This is a genomic window from Streptosporangium sp. NPDC000563, from assembly GCF_040299985.1.
Lineage (GTDB): Bacteria > Actinomycetota > Actinomycetes > Streptosporangiales > Streptosporangiaceae > Streptosporangium.
The window spans coordinates 294,844-316,082 of the sequence record NZ_JBEPDA010000003.1 but is presented as its reverse complement, the minus strand read 5'-3'; the positions used below and the strand labels follow the sequence as shown (position 1 = coordinate 316,082).

Below are 21,239 nucleotides of genomic sequence, written 5' to 3'. Positions count from 1 at the left end.
CGCCCCGTCCTCTCATGCCTGTCCGGCTACCCGCGCGGCGTCAGTACGCCCAGCCACCGGGGGCGAAGTCCTCCCAGTGGTAGAAATCCCAGTAGTACCCACCGTTGACCTGCGCGAGCTGGCTCTCCTCCAGCTCGGTGCCGATCCCGGCCAGCTCGGACAGCTGAGGCTTGGCCTTGGCCATCGTTGTTTCCCCTTTCGATCTGACAACGCGGCCAATGTCCCAACCTCCGGTTGCGAACCAGTGGTGGACGACTGCAATCGCCTCGCCGAGCACACGCGCCGACACGGGCAAGACCGGATGACGGGTCATGGAGCGCGCGTATCGATACGGGCGGGACCGGACAACGGGACATGGAGCGCACGTATCGATACGAGGGCCGGATGACAGGTCACGTGGCACGCGCGTCGACGCGAGATGGGACCGGACGACAGGTCACGGTGCCCTATGCCCGCAGACGCAGCCCTCTCGGGGTCGGATGGAACCCGGCGGACTCCAGGGCCGCGCCCAGGGGGGAGTCGTTGACGGCGGTGCCGTCCGCCCGCTCGACGGTGAGCTTGCCCAGGGCGCCGTCGCGCACGGCGAGCGCGAGGGCGTCGACGGCGGGCTGGAGACGATCGTCACCCGAGAAGGAGAGCAGGGTCTTGCCGCCGCGCTCGACGTAGAGGGCGAGGTGCCCGTCGACGAGCACCACCAGGGACCCGGCCTTTCTGCCCGGCTTGTGGGACACCTCCCCGGGATGGGCGGGCCACGGCAGGGCCGCGCCGTACGGATTGGCCGGGTCGGCGGCCGCCAGCACCACCGCCCGCCGGGTGCTCGCCTCCGCCCTCTCCGGCTTCCGCGTGCTCCACGGGTCGGGCGCCGGCGCCGTCTCCGGCGAGGTGGGGGAGAGGGATGTGGAGCGCATCCGGTCGACGGCGCCGGGAAGGGCGAACTGGGCGCCGCCCAGCCCTTCCACGAAGTAACCCCTACGGCATCGGCCGCTCTCCTCGAAGGCGCGAAGCACCTGGTAGACGGCGGCGAACCCGCCCGGCAGCCGTTCGGCGGTCACCGCTCCCCTGGTCACCACGCCGTGTCGCTCCAGCAGCACCTCGGCCTGGGCGTGGGCGCGCTGGGTGGTGTCCTCCGCGAGGGCGGGCAGTGCCCACCAGCGCCCGCTCACGGTGGGCGGGCCGCTCCTCGTCGGCAGCACCGCCCGACGGCGCCTGGTCGGGGCCGGGCGGTGCGCGGGGCGTCCCGTTCCGAGGACGGCCCGCAGCGGCGCGAGCGTGTCACCGGTGATCCGGCCCGACCACACCAGATCCCACACGGCGGCGGACAGGGCGCGGTCGTCCGGGACGGAACCGGTCAGGAGCGCGCCGACCCGGCTGCCCAGCTCGCGGAAGAACAGCGCGCCCCCGCCGCCGAGAACCTCCAGCACCGCCTCGTGCACCGGCGTCAGGGTGACGTCGGCGGGAGGGGGCATCAGCAGCGGCGCGGTGTCGGCGAAGTAGAGCGACACCCAGCCGTCACCGCCGGGCAGGGACCCCTGCCCTGCCCAGACCACCTCGCCCGAGGCGGTCAGCTCGTCCAGGAGCGACGGGTCGTATCCGGGCACCCGCGAGGGCAGGATGAGCGTCTCCAACGCCGACGCGGGCACCGCCGCACCCTGCAACTGCTCGATCGCGCCCACCAGCGCGTCGATCGGCGGCCTGCCCCGTGGGGGAGAGCCGCTGATGCCGTGCCAGGCGGGCGCGAAGGCGGCCAGGGTCTCCGGGGAGACCGGCTCCACCTCCTTGCGGAGCCTGGCGAGGGACCGGCGGCGCAGCATCCGCAGCACCCCCGCGTCACACCACTCTTCACCGCGGCCCCCCGGCCTGAACTCCCCGCTCACCACCCGCCCCGAGGCGGCCAGGCGGCGCAGCGCCTCGGTGACGACCGCGGCACCGAGGCCGAACCTGGCCGCGGCGGTGCTCGCGAGGAAGGGGGCGCGCGTACGGGCGTGCCGGGCGAGCAGGTCGCCCAGCGGATCGTCGACCGGCTCCAGGAACGCGTGCGGCACACCCACGGGCAGCGGCACGCCGAGCGCGTCGCGCAGCCGGGCGGCGTCCTCGATCGCCGCCCACCGCTCCTGCCCCGCCACCCGCACCCTGATGGCCCGCCGGGAGCCCTCCAGCGCGGTCAGCCACGCGGGGTCGCCCTCGCGCACGCCGACGTCCTCGGCCACGAGGGGGCCGTGGGAGCGAAGCAGGTCGGCCAGGTCCTCGGCGTCGCGCAGCGGCCTGTCCAGCCGGGCCAGCTCCCGCTCGGTGTCGGTGATCACATCGAGGTCGAGCAGCTCGCGCAGGTCCGCCTGGCCGAGCAACTCGGCCAGCAGGCTCGTGTCGAGCGCGAGAGCCTGGGCGCGTCGCTCGGCCAGCGGGGCGTCGCCCTCGTACATGAACGCGCCGATGTAGTTGAACAGCAGCGACGCCGCGAACGGCGACGCCTGGCCGGTCTCGACCTCCACCAGCCGGACCCGCCGCGCCTCGATGTCACGCATCAGCCGGACCAGCCCCGGCACGTCGAACACGTCCTGGAGGCACTCGCGCATCGTCTCCAGCACCACCGGGAACGACCCGTAGCGGCCCGCCACGCTCAGCAGGTGTGAGGCGCGCTGCCGCTGCTGCCAGAGCGGCGACCGCCTGCCCGGCACGCGGCGCGGCAACAGCAGGGATCTTCCCGCGCACTCGCGGAACCGCGCCGCGAACAGCGCCGAGCCGCCCAGCTCCTCGGTGACGATCCGCTCGATCTCGTCCGCGTCGAAGATCGCGACATCGGACGGAGGATCGGAGAGCGTGTCGGGAACACGCAGCACGATCCCGTCGTCGGAGTGCACGGCCTGCACGTCGACGCCGTAGCGCTCCCGCAGCCGCCGCCCGATCGCCAGCGCCCACGGCGCGTGCACCCGGGCACCGTACGGGGAGTGCACCACCACCCGCCAGTCGCCCAGCTCGTCGTGGAAGCGCTCGACCAGCAACGTCCTGTCGTCCGGCACGTAGCCGGTCGCCTGCCGCTGCTCGGCCAGGTAGGAGAGCAGGTTGGCCGCGGCGAACTCGTCCAGTCCCGCCGCCCTGATCCTCTCCAGGGCGCCCTCCCGCGCCGCGTCGCCCGCTTCGGCCTTACCCGTCTTCCCGTCCCCCGCTTTCGCTTTCCTCCTCTCTCCGTCTCCCGTGCCTCCCGCTCCGGTCTTCCCCGTCCCTCCCGCTCCGGCGCTTCTCGCCTCCGCCGCTCCGTCTTCGGCTTTCGCCGCTCCCGTCCCCGGGCTCCGGGTGCCCCCGCCTCCCACTCCGGCGTCCGCGCCCGCCGCCGACATCTCGCGGAGGAACGCGCCGATGGCCCTCCCCAGCTCCGCGGGCCGCCCCGCGGTGTCGCCGTGCCAGAACGGGAGCTTTCCCGGCTGGCCGGGGGCGGGCGTGACCAGCACCCGATCGGCCGTGATCTCCTCGATCCGCCAGGAGGTCGCGCCCAGCACGAACACGTCCCCGGCCCGCGACTCGTAGACCATCTCCTCGTCCAGCTCGCCCACCCGGGAGGACTTCTCCCCGACCAGGAACACTCCGAACAACCCCCGGTCGGGGATCGTGCCACCGTTGGTGACCGCGAGCCGCTGGGCTCCGGGACGGCCCCGCAGGGTGCCGGTCACCCGGTCCCAGACGATGCGCGGCCGCAGCTCGGCGAACTCCTCGCTCGGGTATCGCCCGGCGAGCATGTCGAGCGTCGCCTCCAGCGCGCTCCTGGGCAGCGTCCGGTAGGGGGCGGCCCGCCGCACGACCTCCTCCAGCTCGTCGACCGTCCACTCGTCCAGCGCGGTCATCGCGACGATCTGCTGGGCGAGCACGTCGAGGGGGTTGCGCGGGTAGCGCAGATCCTCGATCTCCCCGCTCCTCATCCGCTCGGCCACCACCGCCGTCTGGACCAGGTCCCCCCGGTATTTGGGGAAGATCACGCCGCGCGAGACGGCCCCCACCTGGTGCCCGGCCCGGCCGATCCGCTGCAGGCCGCTCGCCACGCTCGGCGGTGCCCCGACACACGCCACCAGGTCGACCGCGCCCATGTCGATGCCGAGCTCCAGGCTGGAGGTCGCGACCACGGCGGGCAGCCGCCCGGACTTGAGCGCCTCCTCGATCTGGGAGCGCTCCTCCTTCGACACCGAACCGTGGTGGGCTCTCACGATCTCAGGGACGACCCCCTTGGCCGCACCGGCCTGCGCCATCATCGCCGCAGGGGTGGAGATGGAGGCCGGTGGCACGGGGAACCCCTCGGCCCAGTGCACCGGCTCCGCTCCCGCGCCCTCCTCCGCCGCCCGCTCCCCGCCGTCGTCCCGTCGCTCCCACGCCAGCTCGTTGAGGCGGGTGCACAGTCTCTCCGCGAGCCGCCGGGAGTTGGCGAACACGATCGTGGAAGCGTGGTCGCCGATCAGCTCGAACAGCCGCTCCTCCACATGCGGCCAGATCGACCGCCTGGCCGGGGTCTCCGTCAGCCAGCGGTCGTCGTCGGGGGCGGGGGCGGGGGGAGGTGTGTCGAGCTCGGTCATGTCCTCGATCGGGACGACCACCTCGACCGCGATCTCCTTCTCGGAGGGCGGCTGGACCACTGTCGCCGGGCGCGTCCCACCCAGGAAGGCGGCCACCTCGCTCACCGGGCGCACGGTCGCGGACAGGCCGATCCGCTGGGCGGGCCTGGGCAGGAGGGTGTCGAGCCGCTCCAGGCTGAGGGCGAGGTGCGCGCCGCGCTTGGTGGCCGCCACCGCGTGCACCTCGTCGACGACGACCGTATCCACGTCGCGTAACGCCTCGCGGGCCTGGCTGGTGAGCAGCAGGAACAGCGACTCGGGGGTGGTGATCAGGATGTCGGACGGCCTGGTCGCGAACCGGCGCCGCTCCTCGGGGGAGGTGTCGCCCGACCGGATCGCCACCGAGATCTCCGGCACCGGCAGACCGAGCCGCCGCGCGGTCTGCCTCAGCCCGGCGAGCGGGGCCCGGAGGTTGCGCTCGACGTCGACGGCGAGAGCCTTGAGCGGCGACACGTACAGGACCCGGCACCGCCTCGCCGGCTCGCCGTCCCCGCGAGAACGCCCCCGCCCGCGCCGCGAGCCCGCACCGCCCGCCTGACCCGTACCGGAGGTCTCGGCGTCGGGGGGAGGGGCGGAGGCGAGCCGGTCGAGCGACCACAGGAAGGCGGCGAGCGTCTTGCCGGAGCCGGTGGGCGCGACCACCAGGGTGTTGTCACCCCGGGCGATCGCCGCCCACGCCCCCTCCTGCGCGGCGGTCGGCGCGGAGAACGCCCCGGTGAACCAGTCTCTGGTCATCCGGGTGAAGTGGTCGAGCGCGCCGCCCGTGCCCGTTGTCTCGCTCATCGCCGCCCCCCTGGCTCCCGGTCCGGCCGACCAACCGGGTCACCGCCCATACTGCACGGTCCCACCGACAGAACCCGCCACCGCCGACCGGCGGGCGGGAGTGGACGGACCGCGCGTCACCTGCGGACACACGAACCGGCCTCGCGGCGGGAACGAGGGAGATCACGTCTCCCGGGGGTCTTCCCGACGCCCTGCGGCCATGACATGGCGTCCGGGATAGGTTGGCCCCCTGTCGTCACGGACACGACTTTGACGAACACACGACGCATTGAGTGGTGAGCTAACGGTGAGCATCGACCATCAGGCCATCGAGGCGACACGCGAGCGGATCAAGGCGGAGCACCTCAGGGAGCACCGCCCTCCGAGCAGCGCGAGGGGGTTGCACCACTTCGCGCTGATCTCCTCCGACGTCGAGACGACGATCGCGTTCTACCAGGACCTCCTGGAGTTCCCGCTCACGGAGATCTTCGAGAACCGCGACTACCGGGGGTCGAACCACTTCTTCTTCGACATCGGCAACGGCAACCTCCTCGCCTTCTTCGACTTCCCCGGCCTGGACCTCGGCCCCTACAAAGAGGTTCTCGGCGGGCTCCACCACATCGCCATCTCCGTCGATCCCTCCACGTGGGAGCGCCTGCGGGGCAAGCTGGAGGCGGCGGGAGTGCCGCACCAGGTCGAGAGTGGCGCGTCCATCTACTTCGCCGACCCCGACGGCGCACGCCTGGAGCTGCTCGCCGACCCCCTCGGCGAGATGTACGGCTCCCGAGTGCTCTGACGACTCCGCCTCCTCACCCCGGACCTCGGCCGCCCGCGTTCTCACCGGCGACGGCCCTTCCCCGTACGTCTCCCGTCCCGGTCCCGGCGGGCCTGGACGGGAGATCGGGAGACGGGGTGGTTCGCGGTCAGGCGGCGTCTCGGAACGGGCTCCCCCACCCCGGAGTGGACCCATACTTGGGGTATGCGCCTGTCGGAATTCTGGAAGCGGATGAAGTCACACTTCGGTGACCGGTACGCCGATTCATGGGCCAACGACTACGTCATCGCCGACCTCGGCGGCCGGACCGTGGTCCAGGCGCTGGCCGACGGCGTGGGGGCGAAGGAGGTCTGGCACGCCGTGTGCGGGGTGACCGACGTCTCGCCCAGGCTCCGCTGAGAGCCGGTCAGGATTCGGGAAGCGGGACGAGGAGCCTCTCCACCACCTCGGCCGCGTGCGCGGGATCGTCGGCGCTCTCCTCGCCGTCCGGTGCCCACAGGAACAGCCAGCCGTCCTTGACCGGCGTGGCGAAGACGATCGTCTGCCGGTGACTGTCGGGATGCCACACCCACAGCACGGGGGCGGTGCCGCCGAGGGTGCGGCTCGCCATCCCCCGTTGTCGCAGTTCGGCGGCGAGGGAGTCGAGATGGGCTAGGCGTTGCTGTGTGAACGCGTTGGGCACGTCGGGCACCTCGGGTCGTTTCCCCTCAGGATCACCCCAGGTCAGCCCGGTTACAACAGGCTCCAGGTAATTCTTGGAAATGTCGCCTTTCGGATGGGTTCCGGGTTCTCCGGGGCGGTTCTCCCGCCGCCGGTGCCCACGGCGCCTGGCGCCACGCGCCTCGTCGGCGGCCCCGCCGCCCGTGCCTGGTTGCGTAGACCTGTGGTGTTCTATGCCAGTTACCGGCTATTCATGTGTTTCGTAGCCATTCATGCCCGATGATGCCTGTCGCACCCGGTGTCACGCACGCCTCGCCGGTGGCTCCGCCGTCCGCGCCCCCGTGTTCGTCGGACCGCCACGCGACATCTGGACCGTCAAGGCGGACCCGCAGTCCGCGCCCACTCGTGTTCGTCCGCGTCCGTCTGTGTTCGTCGGCGCCCGGTCGCGCCCGGTCGTGCGCGGGTGACCTCCGCGATGGTTCGCGACTCCCGCAACCCGTGGTGCCAACGGGCGGCGATCGAACAGTCGTTCGGCTATATTGAACAGGCCACCACTCCTGGCGTGCCCTCCCGAAAATGTCGGCGGCACCCCGTAGCTTTCTGGCAACCGATCCAACCCGCGACCCTTCAGGGGGCTCCCATGGCAGCTAACGACCGCGAGAAGGCGCTTGAGACCGCACTCGCTCAGATCGAGCGTCAGTTCGGCAAGGGCTCGATCATGCGCCTGGGCGACGAGACCCGGGCTCCCATCGAGGTGATTCCCACCGGCTCCATCGCGCTCGACGTGGCCCTCGGCATCGGAGGTTTCCCACGCGGCCGCATCGTCGAGGTCTACGGTCCCGAGTCCTCGGGCAAGACCACGGTCGCCCTGCACGCGGTGGCCAACGCCCAGCGCGGCGGCGGCATCGCCGCGTTCATCGACGCCGAGCACGCGCTCGACCCGGAGTACGCCCAGAAGCTGGGCGTCGACACCGACGCGCTGCTCGTCTCCCAGCCCGACACCGGTGAGCAGGCGCTGGAGATCGCCGACATGCTGATCCGGTCCGGCGCCGTCGACCTGCTGGTCATCGACTCGGTCGCCGCACTGGTGCCCAAGGCCGAGATCGAGGGCGAGATGGGCGACAGCCACGTCGGCCTCCAGGCCCGCCTGATGTCCCAGGCGCTGCGCAAGGTCGCCGGCGCGCTCAACAACACCGGCACCACCGCGATCTTCATCAACCAGCTCCGCGAGAAGATCGGCGTGATGTTCGGTTCGCCCGAGACCACGACCGGTGGAAAGGCGCTGAAGTTCTACGCCTCGGTCCGTCTCGACATCCGCCGCATCGAGACGCTGAAGGACGGCACTGAGGCGGTCGGCAACCGCACCCGGGTGAAGATCGTCAAGAACAAGATGGCCCCGCCCTTCCGGGTGGCCGACTTCGACATCCTCTACGGCGTCGGCATCTCCCGCGAGGGTGGCCTGATCGACATGGGTGTCGAGCACGGTTTCGTCCGCAAGTCCGGCGCCTGGTACACCTACGAGGGTGACCAGCTCGGCCAGGGCAAGGAGAACGCGCGAAACTTCCTCAAGAGCCACCCGGACATGGCGAACGAGATCGAGAAGAAGATCAAGGAGAAGCTGGGTGTCGGCCCGCGCCTTGACAGCCCGGCCGCCCCGTCGCCCGTCCCTGCGGCTTCGGCCCCGGCCGCCGCGTCCGGCCGTGCGGCCGGTGCCGCGTCTTCCGCCGGGTCCGGTCGCGGTTCCAAGGCCGCCACTCCCAAGCCGGGTGACGCCTGAGTCCGGGCTGATCGATGACGACGGGACCTGACTCCGGTCCGGCCGACCAGGCCGGGCCGAGAGACTGGGGCGCCTGGCCCGACGAACCTCGGGCGGCCTCACCGGGCAGGCGTGGGCGCGACTTCGGTTCGTCCGCTTTCGAGGAAGGGTTCCGCGAGGAGACCGCGGAAGCTGCGGGCGACGCACCCCGCGGCCGGAGGAAACGTGCCTCCCGTCGTGGCGGGCGGCGCTCAGGGAGGGCTACCCCGGGTTTCCTTCCCGAAGGATCCGACGGCCCCGACGGACCAGGCGGGTCCGACGGATCGGCCGAGCGGGCCGGGGTGAGCCGGAAGTCCGAGGCCGACCCGCAGGCGGTGGCGCGAGGCATCTGTCTGCGGCTGCTGACCATGGCGCCGCGCACCCGAGCCCAGCTCGCGGAGGCGCTGCGCAAGCGTGAGGTGCCACAGGAGGCGGCGGACGCCGTGCTGGACCGCTTCTCCGAGGTCGGACTCATCGACGACGAGGCGTTCGCCGCGGCATGGGTGAGTTCACGCCACGCCGGGCGGGGGCTCGCCAGAAAGGCCCTCGCCTCGGAGCTCCGCCATCGCGGGGTGGAAGAGGAGACCGTGAAGGAAGCGGTGGATCAGCTCGATCCCGAGGAGGAGGCGGAGACCGCCCGTCGCCTCGTTCGGCGCAAGCTCTCCTCGACCCGAAGCCTGGAGCCCGCGGTCAGGACTCGCAGACTGGCCGGCATGCTCGCCCGGAAGGGATACGGCCCCGGCCTGGCCTTTCGCGTCATCCGCGAAGTGCTGGAGGACGAGGGTGCGGAAACATCGTCATTCACGGATGATTCGGGCTATCCGCTTGACTAGTCCAAAGCAGCTTGACAGCGGGTCTTTGCTTGCTCGTTACCTCTCTGACGCTTAATCTCAACGGCAGTGAGGAGTTACTCCGCGCAGTGCGGATTGTCATAGCGGTGTAGTACGGGCAAACAGGCTTGGCGGATGAGGACGGAACGACGGACCGGCGGGAAGAGCCGGTAGGTGATCCCCTCTGGGGTCACTTCTGTCCCGACAGCGCTGCCACCTGGACTTTCCGTGCCGTGCGTGTGACCCCTCGTGTGCCTGATATTTGCGACGCGAGGAAGGTGAGGCGCGCATGGATCCGGTCGTGGTCGTCATGTTGGTAGTGACGGTTGTGGCTCTCGCCGTGATGACAGCCGTGCTGGTCGTGTTGCTGCGTCGTATCGGTGGAGCCGGGCCCGTGCAGAAGGGCCCCACCCCTGAGCAGGAGGCCGAGGCCGAGACCCATCTGGAGGAGGCCAGGCGCGAGGCCGCCGACATTCGGGCGAGAGCCAGGGATGACGCCGGAGAGCTCCTGCGCAAGTCGGAGACGGCGGTCGAGGCGGCGGCGGAGATGCGCAAGGAGGCCGAGGCCGAGGGCAAGATCCTGAAGTACGAGCTCAAGGAGCTCCGGTCCGACCTCGAACGCAGGGAGAACCGGCTCGCCGAGCGGGAGCAGCGTCTCGACGAGGAGGCCAGGCGCCAGACCGACCGGGCCCGCAAGCTCGCCGAGACGGAGGTCGAGCTGGCCGACCGCCGTGAGGATCTCGAACGGGTCGCCGAGGAGCGTAAGACCATCCTGGAGCGGGTGTCCGGACTCACCAGCGACCAGGCCAAGGCCGAGTTGGTCCGAGAGATCGAGAACCAGGCCAAGCGCGAGGCCGCGCTGATCATCAGGGAGATCGAGAGCGAGGCCCGCAAGGAGGGTGAGAAGCGCGCCACCAAGATCGTCACATTGGCGGTCCAGCGGGTGGCCACCGAGCAGACCGCCGAGTCCGTGGTGAGCGTTCTGCACCTGCCGGGTGACGAGATGAAGGGGCGCATCATCGGCCGTGAGGGCCGCAACATCCGCGCCTTCGAGTCGACCACCGGCGTCAACCTGATCATCGACGACACACCGGAAGCCGTGTTGCTGTCGTGCTTCGACCCGGTCCGCAGGGAGACCGCGCGACTGACCCTGGAGAAACTCGTCCTCGACGGGCGCATCCATCCGCAGCGCATCGAGGAGGCCCACGAGCGCAGCAAGGCGGAGGTCCAGGAATTGTGCGTGCGCGCCGGTGAGGACGCCTTGGTGGAGCTCGGCATCACCGATATGCATCCCGAGCTGGTCACCCTTCTCGGCCAGCTTCGTTACCGCACCTCCTACGGCCAGAACGTGCTCGGTCACCTCATCGAGTCCGCCCACATCGCCGGAATCATGGCGGCCGAGCTGCGGCTCGACACGACACTGCTCAAGCGCTGCACGCTCCTGCACGACATCGGCAAGGCGCTCACCCATGAGGTCGAGGGCAGCCACGCGCTCATCGGCGCCGAGATCGCCAGACGCTACGGCGAGCACGAGGACGTCGTCCACGCCATCGAGGCCCACCACAACGAGGTCGAGGTCAAGACGGTCGAGGCCGTCCTCACCCAGGCCGCCGACGCGATCAGCGGCGGCCGCCCCGGAGCCCGCCGCGAGTCGCTGGAGGCCTATGTCAAGCGACTGGAGCGGCTTGAGGAGATCGCCACCTCCTACGAGGGCGTCGAGAAGGTCTTCGCCATGCAGGCGGGGCGGGAGATCAGGGTGATGGTGAAGCCCGACGCGGTCGACGACATCCAGGCCCAGGTGATCGCCCGAGATGTCGCCAAACAGGTCGAGGAGGAGCTCACCTACCCCGGCCAGATCCGCATCACGGTCGTCCGTGAATCGCGGGCCACCGAGTTCGCCCGCTGACCCCGCCGAACCGTCGCCCCCGCCGAACCGCTGAAAACCCGTTGAGCCGCTGACCTCGCCGACCGGTCAGGAGTGGAAGATCTGCTGATAGAAGGCGAGCTCGGTGGCGAGGGCCGCACTACGGGTCTCGGCGCGGCGGAACCCGTGGGCCTCGCCCTCGAACGTGAGGTAGGTGCAGGGGACGCCGCGTTCGGTGAGAGCGTCGACGAAGGCCTGAGACTGCGCCGGAGGGACCACCGGGTCGGACAGCCCCTGCAGGAGCAGCATGGGACAGCTCACCCCCGCCACGCGGCCGACAGGCTCGCGCGAGGCGTACAGGGCGGGATCCTCCGGGCCGATCAGCCACTCGACGTAGCGTGACTCGAAGTCGTGGGTGGTCGCGCTGAAGTTGGCGAGTCCGCTCACGCCGTAGTAGGAGACACCCCCGGCGAACGCCTCGGACGCGCAGCAGGCCGCCATGACCGTCCATCCGCCCGCGCTGCCGCCCCTGATCGCGATCCGCGCCGGGTCGCCCAGACCTTCCGCGGCCAGCCACTCGGCCGCGGCGATCGAGTCTTCGACGTCGACCACGCCCCACTGGCCGTGCAGCCGCTCGCGATAGACGCGGCCGTAGCCGGTGGAACCGCCGTAGTTGACGTCGAGCACACCGATGCCCCTGCTGGTGAAGAACGCCTTCTCCAGGTCGAGTGCGCCGACACTGTGCCCGGTCGGCCCGCCGTGCACGAACACGACGTACGGCGCGGGGCCCTCGCCACGCGCCTCGGGGTTGGACGGAGGGTAGAGGAACGCGTGCACCTCGCGCCCGAACCGGGTCTCGAACTCCACGGGCCTGGCGAGTGGCAGGTAACCGGCGTCGGGCAGCTCGTTGACGTCCCTGCGGAGCTCCTCCACCCGCTCGGTCACGGTGTCGACCCGGATGATGGACCGGGGCAGCGCGGGACCGTACCCGATTCCGACCAGGGCGTGCCCGTCGGTGGCGAGCACCGCGTCCCAGCCCTCGTAGGGCACGTCCAGGTCGCTCAGCACGCCGCTGTCCGGGTCGAAGACCCCCAGACGCAGGTTGCCCCGCCCATGCAGGACCGCGAGGCTCCCGTCGGCCATCGGTGCGTACGGCACCGCGCCGAGCTGCCACAGCGGACCCGCGAACTCCTCCTCCGCCGGGTAGAGCGCCCTTGGCTCGGTGCCGTATATCCCGACCAGGTAGAGGTTCCACCAGCCCGACCAGTCGGAGATCAGGTAGAGGCTCTGCTCGTCACGCCACTGAGGGGCGAGCACCGACTCGGAGACGCCGCCCCGCACCTTCCAGGCGGTGCCGTCGGCGAGCCGGGAGACCCACAACTCGGTGCCGTTCCACGGCATCCGGGGGTGGTCCCAGCAGACGAAGGCGAGGTGCTCGCCGTCGGGGGAGAGGGTGGGGAAGGCGTAGAAGTCGTGGCCGCCGGCCCGCTCGCGCGGCGCGTCCTCACCGGACAGCGGGATGGACACGATCGACCGGCTCACCCGGCCGTCGTCGTGGCGCTCCCTCACGCACCAGATCTGCCCGTCGTGGACGACCAGGTCCGCGTAGCGCAGGCCGGCCGGCTCCTCGGGCTCCGGCGTGAGGGGTCTGGGCTCACCGCCGGCGGGCAGTAGGTAGAGGCGCTGGTCGACGAAGTTGGTGAACACCACGCCCTCGCCGGGCACCACCGCGTACGACCGCCCGCCGTACTCGTGGACCCTGGTCCTGGCGCTCCACGGCGCGCTCAGCAGCTCGCGCTGGGCTCCGTCGGCACTGCGGTGCATGATGGTGGTCCGTCCGCCCTCGGCGGGACGGTCCTCGGTCCACCAGACCTCCTCGCCGAGAACAGTCGGGTATCCGAGGCGCAGCCCGGAACGGGCGACGTCGGAGGTGGAGACCGGCGACGGCCACGTGGCGTACGGCAGGACGACCTGCTCGGGGGACATGGCGTAATCCTGCCCGATAACCCGTCGCGTGTCGCCGGTATCACGCTCGCGTCATCGGAGATATGCCGTCGGTGAACCGAGCGGGCCGTGAGATCAGGGGGAATGATGAGGTGAGGGCGGTTGGCCCGATCTCTGGCATAAATCGGCCTGCGGAGGTTTTTACCCACCTGTCACACGGAAGGGCGGTCACCGGATCCGGTGACCGCCCTTCGGCTGCCGTACTCCTACGGCGTGGCTCCTACGGCGCGGGGTTGCCGGGGCCGTCCTCGACCGCCGTCGGCGAGTCGGGCCGGGCGATCGGCTTGGCCGCGGTCTTCCTGCTGCGACGGCTCCGTCTCTCCAGCCAGGTGGCGACGGCGCCCACCATCACGTTGATGATGATGTAGATGATCGCGATGACGATCACAGCGGGAATGATGTTGTTGAAGTTGGAGGGCAGCACGCGTGCCCCCGCGTTCAGCAGGTCCTCGAACGACACGATGAAGCCGAGGGCGGTGTCCTTCAGGAGGACCACCAGTTGCGCGACGATCGCCGGCATCATGACCGTGACCGCCTGCGGCAGCAGGATCATCCGCATCACCTGGCCGGGACGCATGCCGACCGCGAGCGCGGCCTCGCTCTGCCCCCGTGGGATCGACAGGATGCCCGCCCGGACGATCTCCGCCAGCACCGAGCCGTTGTAGAGGACGAGGCCGATCACCACCGCCCAGAACGGCGTCACGGTGAGCCCGAAGACCGCGCTGCCGCCGAACATCACCGCGAAGATCATGATCAGCAGCGGGATCGCCCTGAAGAACTCGACGACCGCACCGGCGGCGCGCCGGATCCAGGCGTTCGTGGAGAGCCTGCCGATGCCGAAGACGAACCCGAAGGGCACCGCGATCAGGGCGGCGACCGCGGCCGCGGTGAGCGTGTTCACCAGGCCGGGCAGGATCAGGTTGATCCACACGTCGCCGCGCAGGAACGGCGTCCACAACTCGGCGCTGAGCTGGTTCTTCTCGCCGAGCTTGGTCACCATCACGTACACCGCGAACAGCACGGCGAGGATGACGAGCACGGTGAGAACGTTGTTGCGGATCCGGGCCCTGGGGCCGGGAATGTCGTACAGGACGCTGACGCGTTCCGAGCTCTCGGCGCGCCGCTTGCGTGCCGGGGGTCGCTCCGTGGTCACCGCGGTCATCGGACCACCGCCAGGCGCTTGGCGAGCCACCCGAACAGCAGCCCGGTCGGCAGGGTCAGGATCAGGAAGCCCAGCGCGAACCCGGCGAAGATCTGGATGACCGCGTCGCCGTGCGCCTCGAACAGGGTCTTCATGGTCAGGGACGCCTCACCCACCCCGATGGCCGCGGCGATCGTGGTGTTCTTGATCAACGCGATCAGGACGCTGCCCAGCGGGGCGATCACCGCGCGGAACGCCTGGGGCAGCACGATCAGCCTCAGGTTCTGTCCGAAGGTGAGCCCGATGGCACGGGCCGCCTCCGCCTGGCCGACCGGGACCGTGTTGATCCCGGCGCGGATCGCCTCGCAGACGAACGCCGCCGTGTAGGCGGACAGTCCGATGATGGAGAGCCACAGGTAGTTGGTGGACAGGCTCTCGGAGAACGAGACGTCCAGGACCAGGCCGAGCCCCAGCCCGCAGAACACGATCACCAGGGTCAGCGGGGTGTTCCGCAGGGTGTTCACGTACGCCGTGGCGATCCCGCGAAGGACCGGCAGCGGGCTGACCCGCATGCCCGCGAGGATCGTCCCGAGCACGAGCGCCACCAGGCCGCTGGCGAGGGTGAGCCGGATCGTCAGCCAGAAAGCGTCCAGAATGACCTGGTATTCATCGAAGAGTGCCTGCACTCATCCCTCCCGTGGTCACAGGCCGGGGCGTCCGTACGCCCCGGCCGAGGTGTGACCGAATCAGTAGCGCTCGACGGTCGGCGGGTTGGTGAAGAACTTGCCGAACTCGCCGAAGTTGGCGTCGATGGCCTTCTTCCAGCTGCCGTCCGTGAACATCTTCTCCACGGCCGCGTTGACCTTCTCGCGGGTCTCCGTGTCCTCCAGCTTCAGGCCGATGCCGTACTTCTCCTCGGAGAAGGGCTGGCCGACGAGGCGGAACTTGCCGGGAGACTGGGTGGCGAAGCCGGCCAGGATCGTCGCGTCGGTGGAGATCGCGTCGACCTGCTTGTTCTCCAGCAGCGGCAGGCAGGCGCCGTAGCCCTGCTGCTCGGTGAGGAAGCCGCTCTTCCACTCGTCGCCGAACTTCTCGACCAGGCGGGCGGGGGAGGAGGAGCCCTGGGCGCCACAGACCTTCTTGGTCTTGAGGTCCTCGACACTGTTGATCGTGGTGTCGTCCGCCCGGGTCAGGATGTCCTGGCCGGTGACCAGGTACGGGCCGGCGAAGGCGACCTTCTTCTTGCGGTCGTCGGTGATCGAGTAGGTCGCGATCACAGCGTTGACCTGGCCCTGCTGGATGAAGGACTCACGGTTGGCCGAGATGGCCTCCTTGAACTCAATCTTGTCGTCCGTGTAGCCGAGCTCCTTGGCGATATAGCGGGCGACATCGACGTCGAAACCCTTGAAGGAGCCGTCAGGCTGCTTCTGGCCGAGACCGGGCTGGTCGACCTTGATTCCCACGACGAACTTGTCGCCTCCGCTGCCGCCGTCGTCGCCGCACGCGGTCAGGCCGGCCAGCGCCGCCGCGGCTGCGATGACCACGGCTCCAATACGACGTACACGCATTCTTGCTACCTCTTTTTCGTCAGGGACATCAGGAACATCAGGGGTGAGCAGGCCGTCAGTGAGTGAGGATCTTGGAAAGAAAATCCTTGGCCCGGTCGGTCCGGGCGTTGGTGAAGAACTCCTCGGGGGTGTTCTCCTCCACGATCTGGCCCTCGGCCATGAACACCACGCGGTTCGCCGCGCGGCGGGCGAAGCCCATCTCGTGGGTGACGACCATCATCGTCATCCCCTCCTGGGCAAGACCGATCATGACGTCGAGCACCTCCTGGACCATCTCCGGGTCGAGTGCCGAGGTCGGCTCGTCGAACAGGATCATCTTGGGGTCCATGGCCAGGGCGCGGGCGATCGCCACGCGCTGCTGCTGGCCTCCCGAGAGCTGCGCGGGATACTTCGACGCCTGGGCGCCGATACCGACCCGCTCCAGCAACTCCATGCCCCGCCGCTCCGCGGCCTCCTTCGCGACGCCGCGAACCTTGATCGGCCCAAGGGTGACGTTCTCGAGGATCGTCTTGTGGGCGAACAGGTTGAAGGACTGGAACACCATCCCGACCTCGGACCTGAGCTTGGCCAGGGTCTTGCCCTCCACCGCGAGCGGCTGCCCGTCGAAGGTGATGGTCCCCTCGTCGATCGCCTCCAGCCGGTTGATCGTCCGGCAGAGGGTCGACTTGCCGCCGCCCGACGGGCCGATGACGACGAGGACCTCGCCGCGGGAGATCGTCAGATTGATGTCCCGAAGGACGTGCAGGCTGCCGAAGTGCTTGTTGACACCTTCAAGCACGACCAGAGGAGTCTTGTCCCCGTTCTCCGTCATGCTGGACAACGTAATTCTGTAAAGGGCACCTGAGGCTAACCCTGCGGTACCGATCAGATCACGTCCTGCTCACGCCTTGATCATCAAATCCTGCTCAAAGCCTCAGGGTCAACCCTGAACTTGAACGGCTCCGTCAGGTCCACGGTCGCTCCGGTGGCGACACGGTGGATGAGCTGGTACTCGCCGTTCTCGTCGAGGACATATGTGAAGATCACGGGAAGCTCGTCGGATCCCTGTCCTCGGAATGGCTTCATCTCGACGCGCCAGAAGTGAGGTATCCCCGCCTGTGCGTACTTGGCTGGTTTGATGATCCGATCCATCGCCGTGGTGGACCTGGAAACGATCTCCACGACGATGTGCACCCACTCCGGGTCTATGAGCTGTGCGCCGTTGCGGATCGGCTGCCTCTCCACCACCATGACGTCTGGAATAACGCCAGGCCTGGAATCCAGGAGGAGTCCGGTAGCGGTGATGGCCATCAGTTCCTCGGGTGCGGCGTCTTCCAGAAACCGGCGGAGCCGGTCGCCGATCCACTGATGCTGGGCGGGTGGAGCAGGAGACACAGTGAGGCTCCCGTCGATGAGCTCGTAGCGACCGCCGTCGTCCCGTGAATTGAGCTCGAACCATTCATCGACACTGAGTTCGCCGGGCGTCTCCCAGAAGCTCGCCGCCGGGGCCACGGGCGCCTGCGGCTTCTTGCGTGGCTTCTGGACGGGCTTCTTGGCCTTCATCGGGGCCTCCGAGGTCTGCACGAGCATCGCCATCGTGGCTCACCACTCTCAGCTGTCGGTCGAGTCCTAATTCTCGCATGCGGCTTTGGAACCCCAGCTTAGCGAGAAGATTGACGCCGGGTGACCGTTCGATTACCTGGAGTTCGGTGGGTCGAGGGCGTACCTGAAGGTTCGGCGGAGCGCCTACCCTTGTCGTGAGATGACTGCCACCGTGGAGAGCGCCCGCACGTACGAGGTCCGTACCTATGGGTGCCAGATGAACGTGCACGACTCGGAGCGCCTGTCGGGCCTCCTGGAAGACGCCGGATACGTCCCGGCCGCCCAGGGGGAGACGGCCGACGTGGTCGTGTTCAACACCTGTGCCGTACGGGAGAACGCCGACAACAAGCTTTACGGCAACCTCGGCCACCTGCGTCCCTCGAAGGTGGGCAACCCCGGCATGCAGATCGCCGTGGGCGGCTGCCTGGCGCAGAAGGACCAGGGGGAGATCGTCCGCAGGGCGCCCTGGGTGGACGTGGTGTTCGGCACCCACAACATCGGCTCGCTGCCGGTGCTGCTCGAGCGGGCGCGCGTCCAGCGGGAGGCCCAGGTCGAGATCAAGGAATCCCTGGAGACCTTCCCGAGCACGCTGCCGACCAAGCGCGAGTCCGCCTACGCCGCGTGGGTGTCGGTCTCCGTGGGATGCAACAACACCTGCACGTTCTGCATCGTGCCCGCGCTGCGCGGCAAGGAGAAGGACCGCCGTCCCGGTGACATCCTGAACGAGGTGCGCACCCTGGTCGACCAGGGCGTGCTGGAGATCACCCTCCTCGGTCAGAACGTCAACACCTACGGCGTGGAGTTCGGCGACCGGCTCGCCTTCGGCAAGCTCCTGCGGGCCTGCGGCGACATCGAGGGGCTGGAGCGGGTCCGTTTCACCAGCCCGCACCCGGCGGCCTTCACCGACGACGTGATCGCGGCCATGGCCGAGACGCCCAATGTGATGCACCAGCTCCACATGCCGCTGCAGTCGGGCTCCGACCGGGTCCTCAAGGCCATGCGCCGTTCCTACCGGGCCGAGCGCTACCTGGGCATCATCGAGCGGGTCCGCGCGGCGATGCCCGACGCGGCGATCTCCACCGACATCATCGTGGGCTTCCCCGGCGAGACCGAGGAGGACTTCCAGGGCACCCTCGACGTGGTGCGCGAGTCGCGGTTCGCCAACGCCTTCACGTTCCAGTACTCCATCCGGCCGGGCACCCCCGCCGCCACCATGGACGACCAGATTCCCAAGGAGGTCGTGCAGGAGCGCTACGAGCGGCTCGTCGCCCTGCAGACCGAGATCTCCTGGGCGGAGAACAAGAAGCAGGTCGGCCGGACGCTCGAGGTGCTGGTCGCCGAGGGCGAGGGGCGCAAGGACGAGGCGACCCACCGTATGTCGGGGCGGGCCCCCGACAACCGTCTGGTGCACTTCACCCCCGGTGCGGAGGTTCCGCGTCCCGGTGACGTGGTGAGCGCCGAGGTCACGTACGCGGCGCCGCATCACCTGGTCGCCGACGGTCCGGCTCTGAGGCTCCGCCGCACCCGCGCGGGCGACGCCTGGCAGGCGCGTCAGGGCGCCCCCGCCGGGGCCGGTTCCGGGGTCATGCTCGGCATGCCCTCGATCGGCCGCCCCGCCCCGCTCCCCGAGGCCTCGGGCTGCTCCGTCTCCTGAGGGTCCGGTCTCCCGACCTCCGGGGTCCCGCCCTTCCGAGGGACCTTCGGGAGACACGACGGTCGTCGGCCGCGAGGTCCCGGTGATCCCCGGGCCTCGTCGTCGCGGCCGAGGGCGTTCTCCGGGGTCGGTGGGCCGCGAGCGCTCGGGCCGAACGGTGGGGCGGCTCACGGCGCATCCGGTCATCGCAATCCCCGCTCCACCCGGTGAGAAGGTCCCGCTCGTCTCCCGGCAGGGGCCTGTGCCCTCGGCTGGAGGACCGTCGCTCCCTCTCCTTGAAGGAGGGATTTTCTCGGATTTGCTCACTTCGGAGGAGATCTTCCGATTGTTTTTGGGATGCTTCTCCGAGCGGTGCGATTCCATGATCGAATCGCCGGAACCCCCGGTGGGGGCGGTGATTTCGGCAGCGCCGACGCTCCTGCCAGGGAGTACCTGTGCGCCGTAGCCGTCGGCCCCTTAACGGATGATATTTCGTGATTCATCCGTGATTGATGTGCGAGCATTTCCCTGCTGTGGCTACTGTGGTTCAGCACCCGCGGAAGCCGTGGAGGTTTCCCCCCGAGAACCGCAGGGAGTTTTCCCCATGCACGTCCCTCCATCTTCGGGCAGTCCCGAGGAACCAGAGATCATCGTCGGACCCGCCGACGAGCCCAGACAGTCACGTAAATCCCGTAAGCCCCGACGGAGAAGCGGCCTGGCCATAGCCGTCTTCTCCGTGCTCGCCGCCGCCCTCCTGGGCGGAGGTGCCGTCTTCGCCTTCGTGAACGCCGGGGGCGACGATCCCCGAGTGCCGGCGGTGCCGGACAGCGCCCAGGAGGCGGTCCAGGAGCCCGAGCCGGACCAGAGCTCGCCGCAGGACGAGAAGCAGAAGCCGAAGAAGAGCGCGGACGTCGCCTCCGGAGGCGATGACACGTCCACCGGAGGCGGTGGCTCAGGCGCCAACACCAACGCCAACGCCAACGCCGGGGGCGGCGGAACGGGCGGGAACGAGCCGGCCGCCGGGAGGCCCGCGGAGGACAAGCCGTCGAAGCAGCGGCAGAGCAGCCCGCAGAAGCCGCAGGGCACCCAGGAGGGCGATCTGAGCGACGGCCCTGCCGGCTATGTGCATCCCCAGGGGCCCGTCGGCGGCTACTGACCCAGGGTCGATGAGCCAAAGATGAGCGGCTACTGACCCAGGGTCGATGAGCCAAAGATGATCGGTACGGCCGGGGCGCGGTGCGAGAAGCACCGCGCCCCGGCGCGTTTCCGGATCTTGTAAGACCATCCTCGCCGCGAGACCGCGAGACGGTCGCCGGGGGAGGGCTCCGTTAGTCTGGCGAGGTGCTTGTCGCCGCGGCCGTGTGCCCGCATCCCCCGCTGCTGGTCCCCGAGCTGGCCGGGGCCGCGGCCTCGGAGCTCGACGACCTCAGGGCGGCCTGCGCGGCCGCGATCGGGGCGTTGCGCGGCGCGGGAGCCGACGAGGTCGTGGTGGTGGGAGGCGCCGACCGAACCGCGGCGTACGGCGCGGACGCGGCGGGAAGCCTCGCGCCCTGGGGCGTCGACGTCCGGGGCGGCGAGGGGGAGCCTGTCCTGCCGCTGTCCCTGACGATCGGACGCCGCCTCCTCGACGCGGAGCGTCTGACCGCTTCGGGATTCCACGCGATCTCCTTCGACGCTTCTCCCGGGGAGTGCGCGGCCCTGGGAGAGCGGCTGGCGGCCACGGCCGGTCGCGTGGCGATGCTCGTCATGGCCGACGGTTCGGCCTGCCTCACCGAGAAGTCCCCCGGATATCTGGACCCCCGCGCGAAACCGTACAACCGGGCGATCGTCGAGGCACTGGCCCGCGCCGAGATCCCGGCGCTCGACCCCGGTGAGGCCGCCGTGCTGTGGGTCGCGGGCCGTGCGGCCCTGCAGGTTCTCGGCGGGTGCCGAGGCGCCCTGCGCGGCGAGGTCCTCTACGACGACGCGCCCTACGGCGTCGGCTATTTCGTCGCCCGCTGGACGGAGTGATCCCGCAGGGAAGTGGCTGTA

Annotated in this window: 17 protein-coding genes; 8 read left to right on the top strand and 9 right to left on the bottom strand. The window is 69.8% G+C overall.

Features of this window, described 5'->3' with window-relative positions:
- Nucleotides 1-40 precede the first annotated feature (40 nt).
- Together ABT352_RS12145 and ABT352_RS12140 are read right to left on the bottom strand one after the other, a co-directional pair.
- Nucleotides 41-184, bottom strand: a complete 144-nt coding sequence (locus ABT352_RS12145; protein WP_350944646.1) for a hypothetical protein — start codon at nt 182-184, stop codon at nt 41-43.
- Between the two features lie 262 nt (nt 185-446).
- Nucleotides 447-5,378, bottom strand: coding sequence for an ATP-dependent helicase (locus ABT352_RS12140; protein ID WP_350944644.1), 4,932 nt, complete (start codon nt 5,376-5,378; stop codon nt 447-449).
- Between the two features lie 286 nt (nt 5,379-5,664).
- Here ABT352_RS12140 and ABT352_RS12135 point away from each other — a divergent pair, with 286 nt between their 5' ends.
- Together ABT352_RS12135 and ABT352_RS12130 are read left to right on the top strand one after the other, a co-directional pair.
- On the top strand, nt 5,665-6,153 hold the full coding sequence (locus tag ABT352_RS12135) for a VOC family protein (RefSeq protein ID WP_350944643.1): 489 nt from the start codon (nt 5,665-5,667) through the stop codon (nt 6,151-6,153).
- Between the two features lie 183 nt (nt 6,154-6,336).
- A complete protein-coding gene (locus ABT352_RS12130; RefSeq protein WP_350944641.1) occupies nt 6,337-6,531 on the top strand; it encodes a DUF3046 domain-containing protein in 195 nt (64 codons plus the stop codon).
- 7 nt (nt 6,532-6,538) lie between these two features.
- Here ABT352_RS12130 and ABT352_RS12125 read toward each other — a convergent pair whose 3' ends face one another.
- Nucleotides 6,539-6,814, bottom strand: a complete 276-nt coding sequence (locus ABT352_RS12125) for a hypothetical protein (RefSeq protein WP_350944639.1) — start codon at nt 6,812-6,814, stop codon at nt 6,539-6,541.
- 618 nt (nt 6,815-7,432) lie between these two features.
- On the opposite strand from ABT352_RS12125, the gene recA reads away from it, so the two are divergent.
- The 3 genes from recA to rny all read left to right on the top strand — a co-directional run bounded on the left by recA (nt 7,433) and on the right by rny (nt 11,323).
- Complete coding sequence (gene recA, locus ABT352_RS12120; protein ID WP_389769913.1) at nt 7,433-8,569, top strand: recombinase RecA; 1,137 nt, start codon at nt 7,433-7,435, stop codon at nt 8,567-8,569.
- Nucleotides 8,570-8,583: 14 nt separating this feature from the next.
- Nucleotides 8,584-9,420 carry a recombination regulator RecX gene (recX, locus tag ABT352_RS12115; RefSeq protein WP_350944638.1) on the top strand — a complete coding sequence of 279 codons (837 nt, stop codon included), beginning with the start codon at nt 8,584-8,586 and terminating at the stop codon, nt 9,418-9,420.
- Between the two features lie 286 nt (nt 9,421-9,706).
- Complete coding sequence (gene rny / locus ABT352_RS12110) at nt 9,707-11,323, top strand: ribonuclease Y (RefSeq protein WP_350944636.1); 1,617 nt, start codon at nt 9,707-9,709, stop codon at nt 11,321-11,323.
- A 66-nt stretch (nt 11,324-11,389) separates the two neighbouring features.
- Here rny and ABT352_RS12105 read toward each other — a convergent pair whose 3' ends face one another.
- From ABT352_RS12105 to ABT352_RS12080, 6 genes are all read right to left on the bottom strand, one after another.
- A complete protein-coding gene (locus ABT352_RS12105) occupies nt 11,390-13,267 on the bottom strand; it encodes a S9 family peptidase (protein WP_350944634.1) in 1,878 nt (625 codons plus the stop codon).
- Between the two features lie 238 nt (nt 13,268-13,505).
- The gene (locus tag ABT352_RS12100; RefSeq protein WP_502992859.1) at nt 13,506-14,438 is read right to left on the bottom strand and encodes an amino acid ABC transporter permease; all 933 of its coding nucleotides are present in this window, start codon (nt 14,436-14,438) and stop codon (nt 13,506-13,508) included.
- Between the two features lie 5 nt (nt 14,439-14,443).
- On the bottom strand, nt 14,444-15,112 hold the full coding sequence (locus ABT352_RS12095) for an amino acid ABC transporter permease (RefSeq protein WP_350944631.1): 669 nt from the start codon (nt 15,110-15,112) through the stop codon (nt 14,444-14,446).
- A gap of 60 nt (nt 15,113-15,172) precedes the next feature.
- Nucleotides 15,173-15,994 (bottom strand): glutamate ABC transporter substrate-binding protein, encoded by an 822-nt coding sequence (locus tag ABT352_RS12090; RefSeq protein WP_502992858.1) that lies wholly within the window; start codon nt 15,992-15,994, stop codon nt 15,173-15,175.
- Between the two features lie 55 nt (nt 15,995-16,049).
- Nucleotides 16,050-16,805 carry an amino acid ABC transporter ATP-binding protein gene (locus ABT352_RS12085; RefSeq protein ID WP_350944629.1) on the bottom strand — a complete coding sequence of 252 codons (756 nt, stop codon included), beginning with the start codon at nt 16,803-16,805 and terminating at the stop codon, nt 16,050-16,052.
- An 83-nt stretch (nt 16,806-16,888) separates the two neighbouring features.
- Nucleotides 16,889-17,569: a Uma2 family endonuclease gene (locus ABT352_RS12080; RefSeq protein WP_350944628.1), complete on the bottom strand. Its 681-nt coding sequence runs from the start codon at nt 17,567-17,569 to the stop codon at nt 16,889-16,891.
- Between the two features lie 166 nt (nt 17,570-17,735).
- On the opposite strand from ABT352_RS12080, the gene miaB reads away from it, so the two are divergent.
- The 3 genes from miaB (at nt 17,736) to ABT352_RS12065 (ending at nt 21,218) form a co-directional block, all read left to right on the top strand.
- Nucleotides 17,736-19,229 (top strand): tRNA (N6-isopentenyl adenosine(37)-C2)-methylthiotransferase MiaB, encoded by a 1,494-nt coding sequence (miaB, locus tag ABT352_RS12075; protein ID WP_350944626.1) that lies wholly within the window; start codon nt 17,736-17,738, stop codon nt 19,227-19,229.
- A gap of 583 nt (nt 19,230-19,812) precedes the next feature.
- Complete coding sequence (locus tag ABT352_RS12070) at nt 19,813-20,364, top strand: hypothetical protein (RefSeq protein WP_350944625.1); 552 nt, start codon at nt 19,813-19,815, stop codon at nt 20,362-20,364.
- Between the two features lie 185 nt (nt 20,365-20,549).
- On the top strand, nt 20,550-21,218 hold the full coding sequence (locus tag ABT352_RS12065) for a class III extradiol ring-cleavage dioxygenase family protein (protein ID WP_350944623.1): 669 nt from the start codon (nt 20,550-20,552) through the stop codon (nt 21,216-21,218).
- The last annotated feature ends 21 nt before the right edge of the window (nt 21,219-21,239 follow it).

Bases quoted from the DNA above. Each gene is read 5' to 3' on its own strand.
- ABT352_RS12145 (WP_350944646.1), bottom strand. From the start codon at position 184: ATGGCCAAGGCCAAGCCTCAGCTGTCCGAGCTGGCCGGGATCGGCACC.
- ABT352_RS12140 (WP_350944644.1), bottom strand. From the start codon at position 5,378: ATGAGCGAGACAACGGGCACGGGCGGCGCGCTCGACCACTTCACCCGG.
- ABT352_RS12130 (WP_350944641.1), top strand. From the start codon at position 6,337: ATGCGCCTGTCGGAATTCTGGAAGCGGATGAAGTCACACTTCGGTGAC.
- recA (WP_389769913.1), top strand. From the start codon at position 7,433: ATGGCAGCTAACGACCGCGAGAAGGCGCTTGAGACCGCACTCGCTCAG.
- recX (WP_350944638.1), top strand. From the start codon at position 8,584: ATGACGACGGGACCTGACTCCGGTCCGGCCGACCAGGCCGGGCCGAGA.
- rny (WP_350944636.1), top strand. From the start codon at position 9,707: ATGGATCCGGTCGTGGTCGTCATGTTGGTAGTGACGGTTGTGGCTCTC.
- ABT352_RS12105 (WP_350944634.1), bottom strand. From the start codon at position 13,267: ATGTCCCCCGAGCAGGTCGTCCTGCCGTACGCCACGTGGCCGTCGCCG.
- ABT352_RS12090 (WP_502992858.1), bottom strand. From the start codon at position 15,994: ATGCGTGTACGTCGTATTGGAGCCGTGGTCATCGCAGCCGCGGCGGCG.
- ABT352_RS12085 (WP_350944629.1), bottom strand. From the start codon at position 16,805: ATGACGGAGAACGGGGACAAGACTCCTCTGGTCGTGCTTGAAGGTGTC.
- ABT352_RS12080 (WP_350944628.1), bottom strand. From the start codon at position 17,569: ATGGCGATGCTCGTGCAGACCTCGGAGGCCCCGATGAAGGCCAAGAAG.
- miaB (WP_350944626.1), top strand. From the start codon at position 17,736: ATGACTGCCACCGTGGAGAGCGCCCGCACGTACGAGGTCCGTACCTAT.
- ABT352_RS12070 (WP_350944625.1), top strand. From the start codon at position 19,813: ATGCACGTCCCTCCATCTTCGGGCAGTCCCGAGGAACCAGAGATCATC.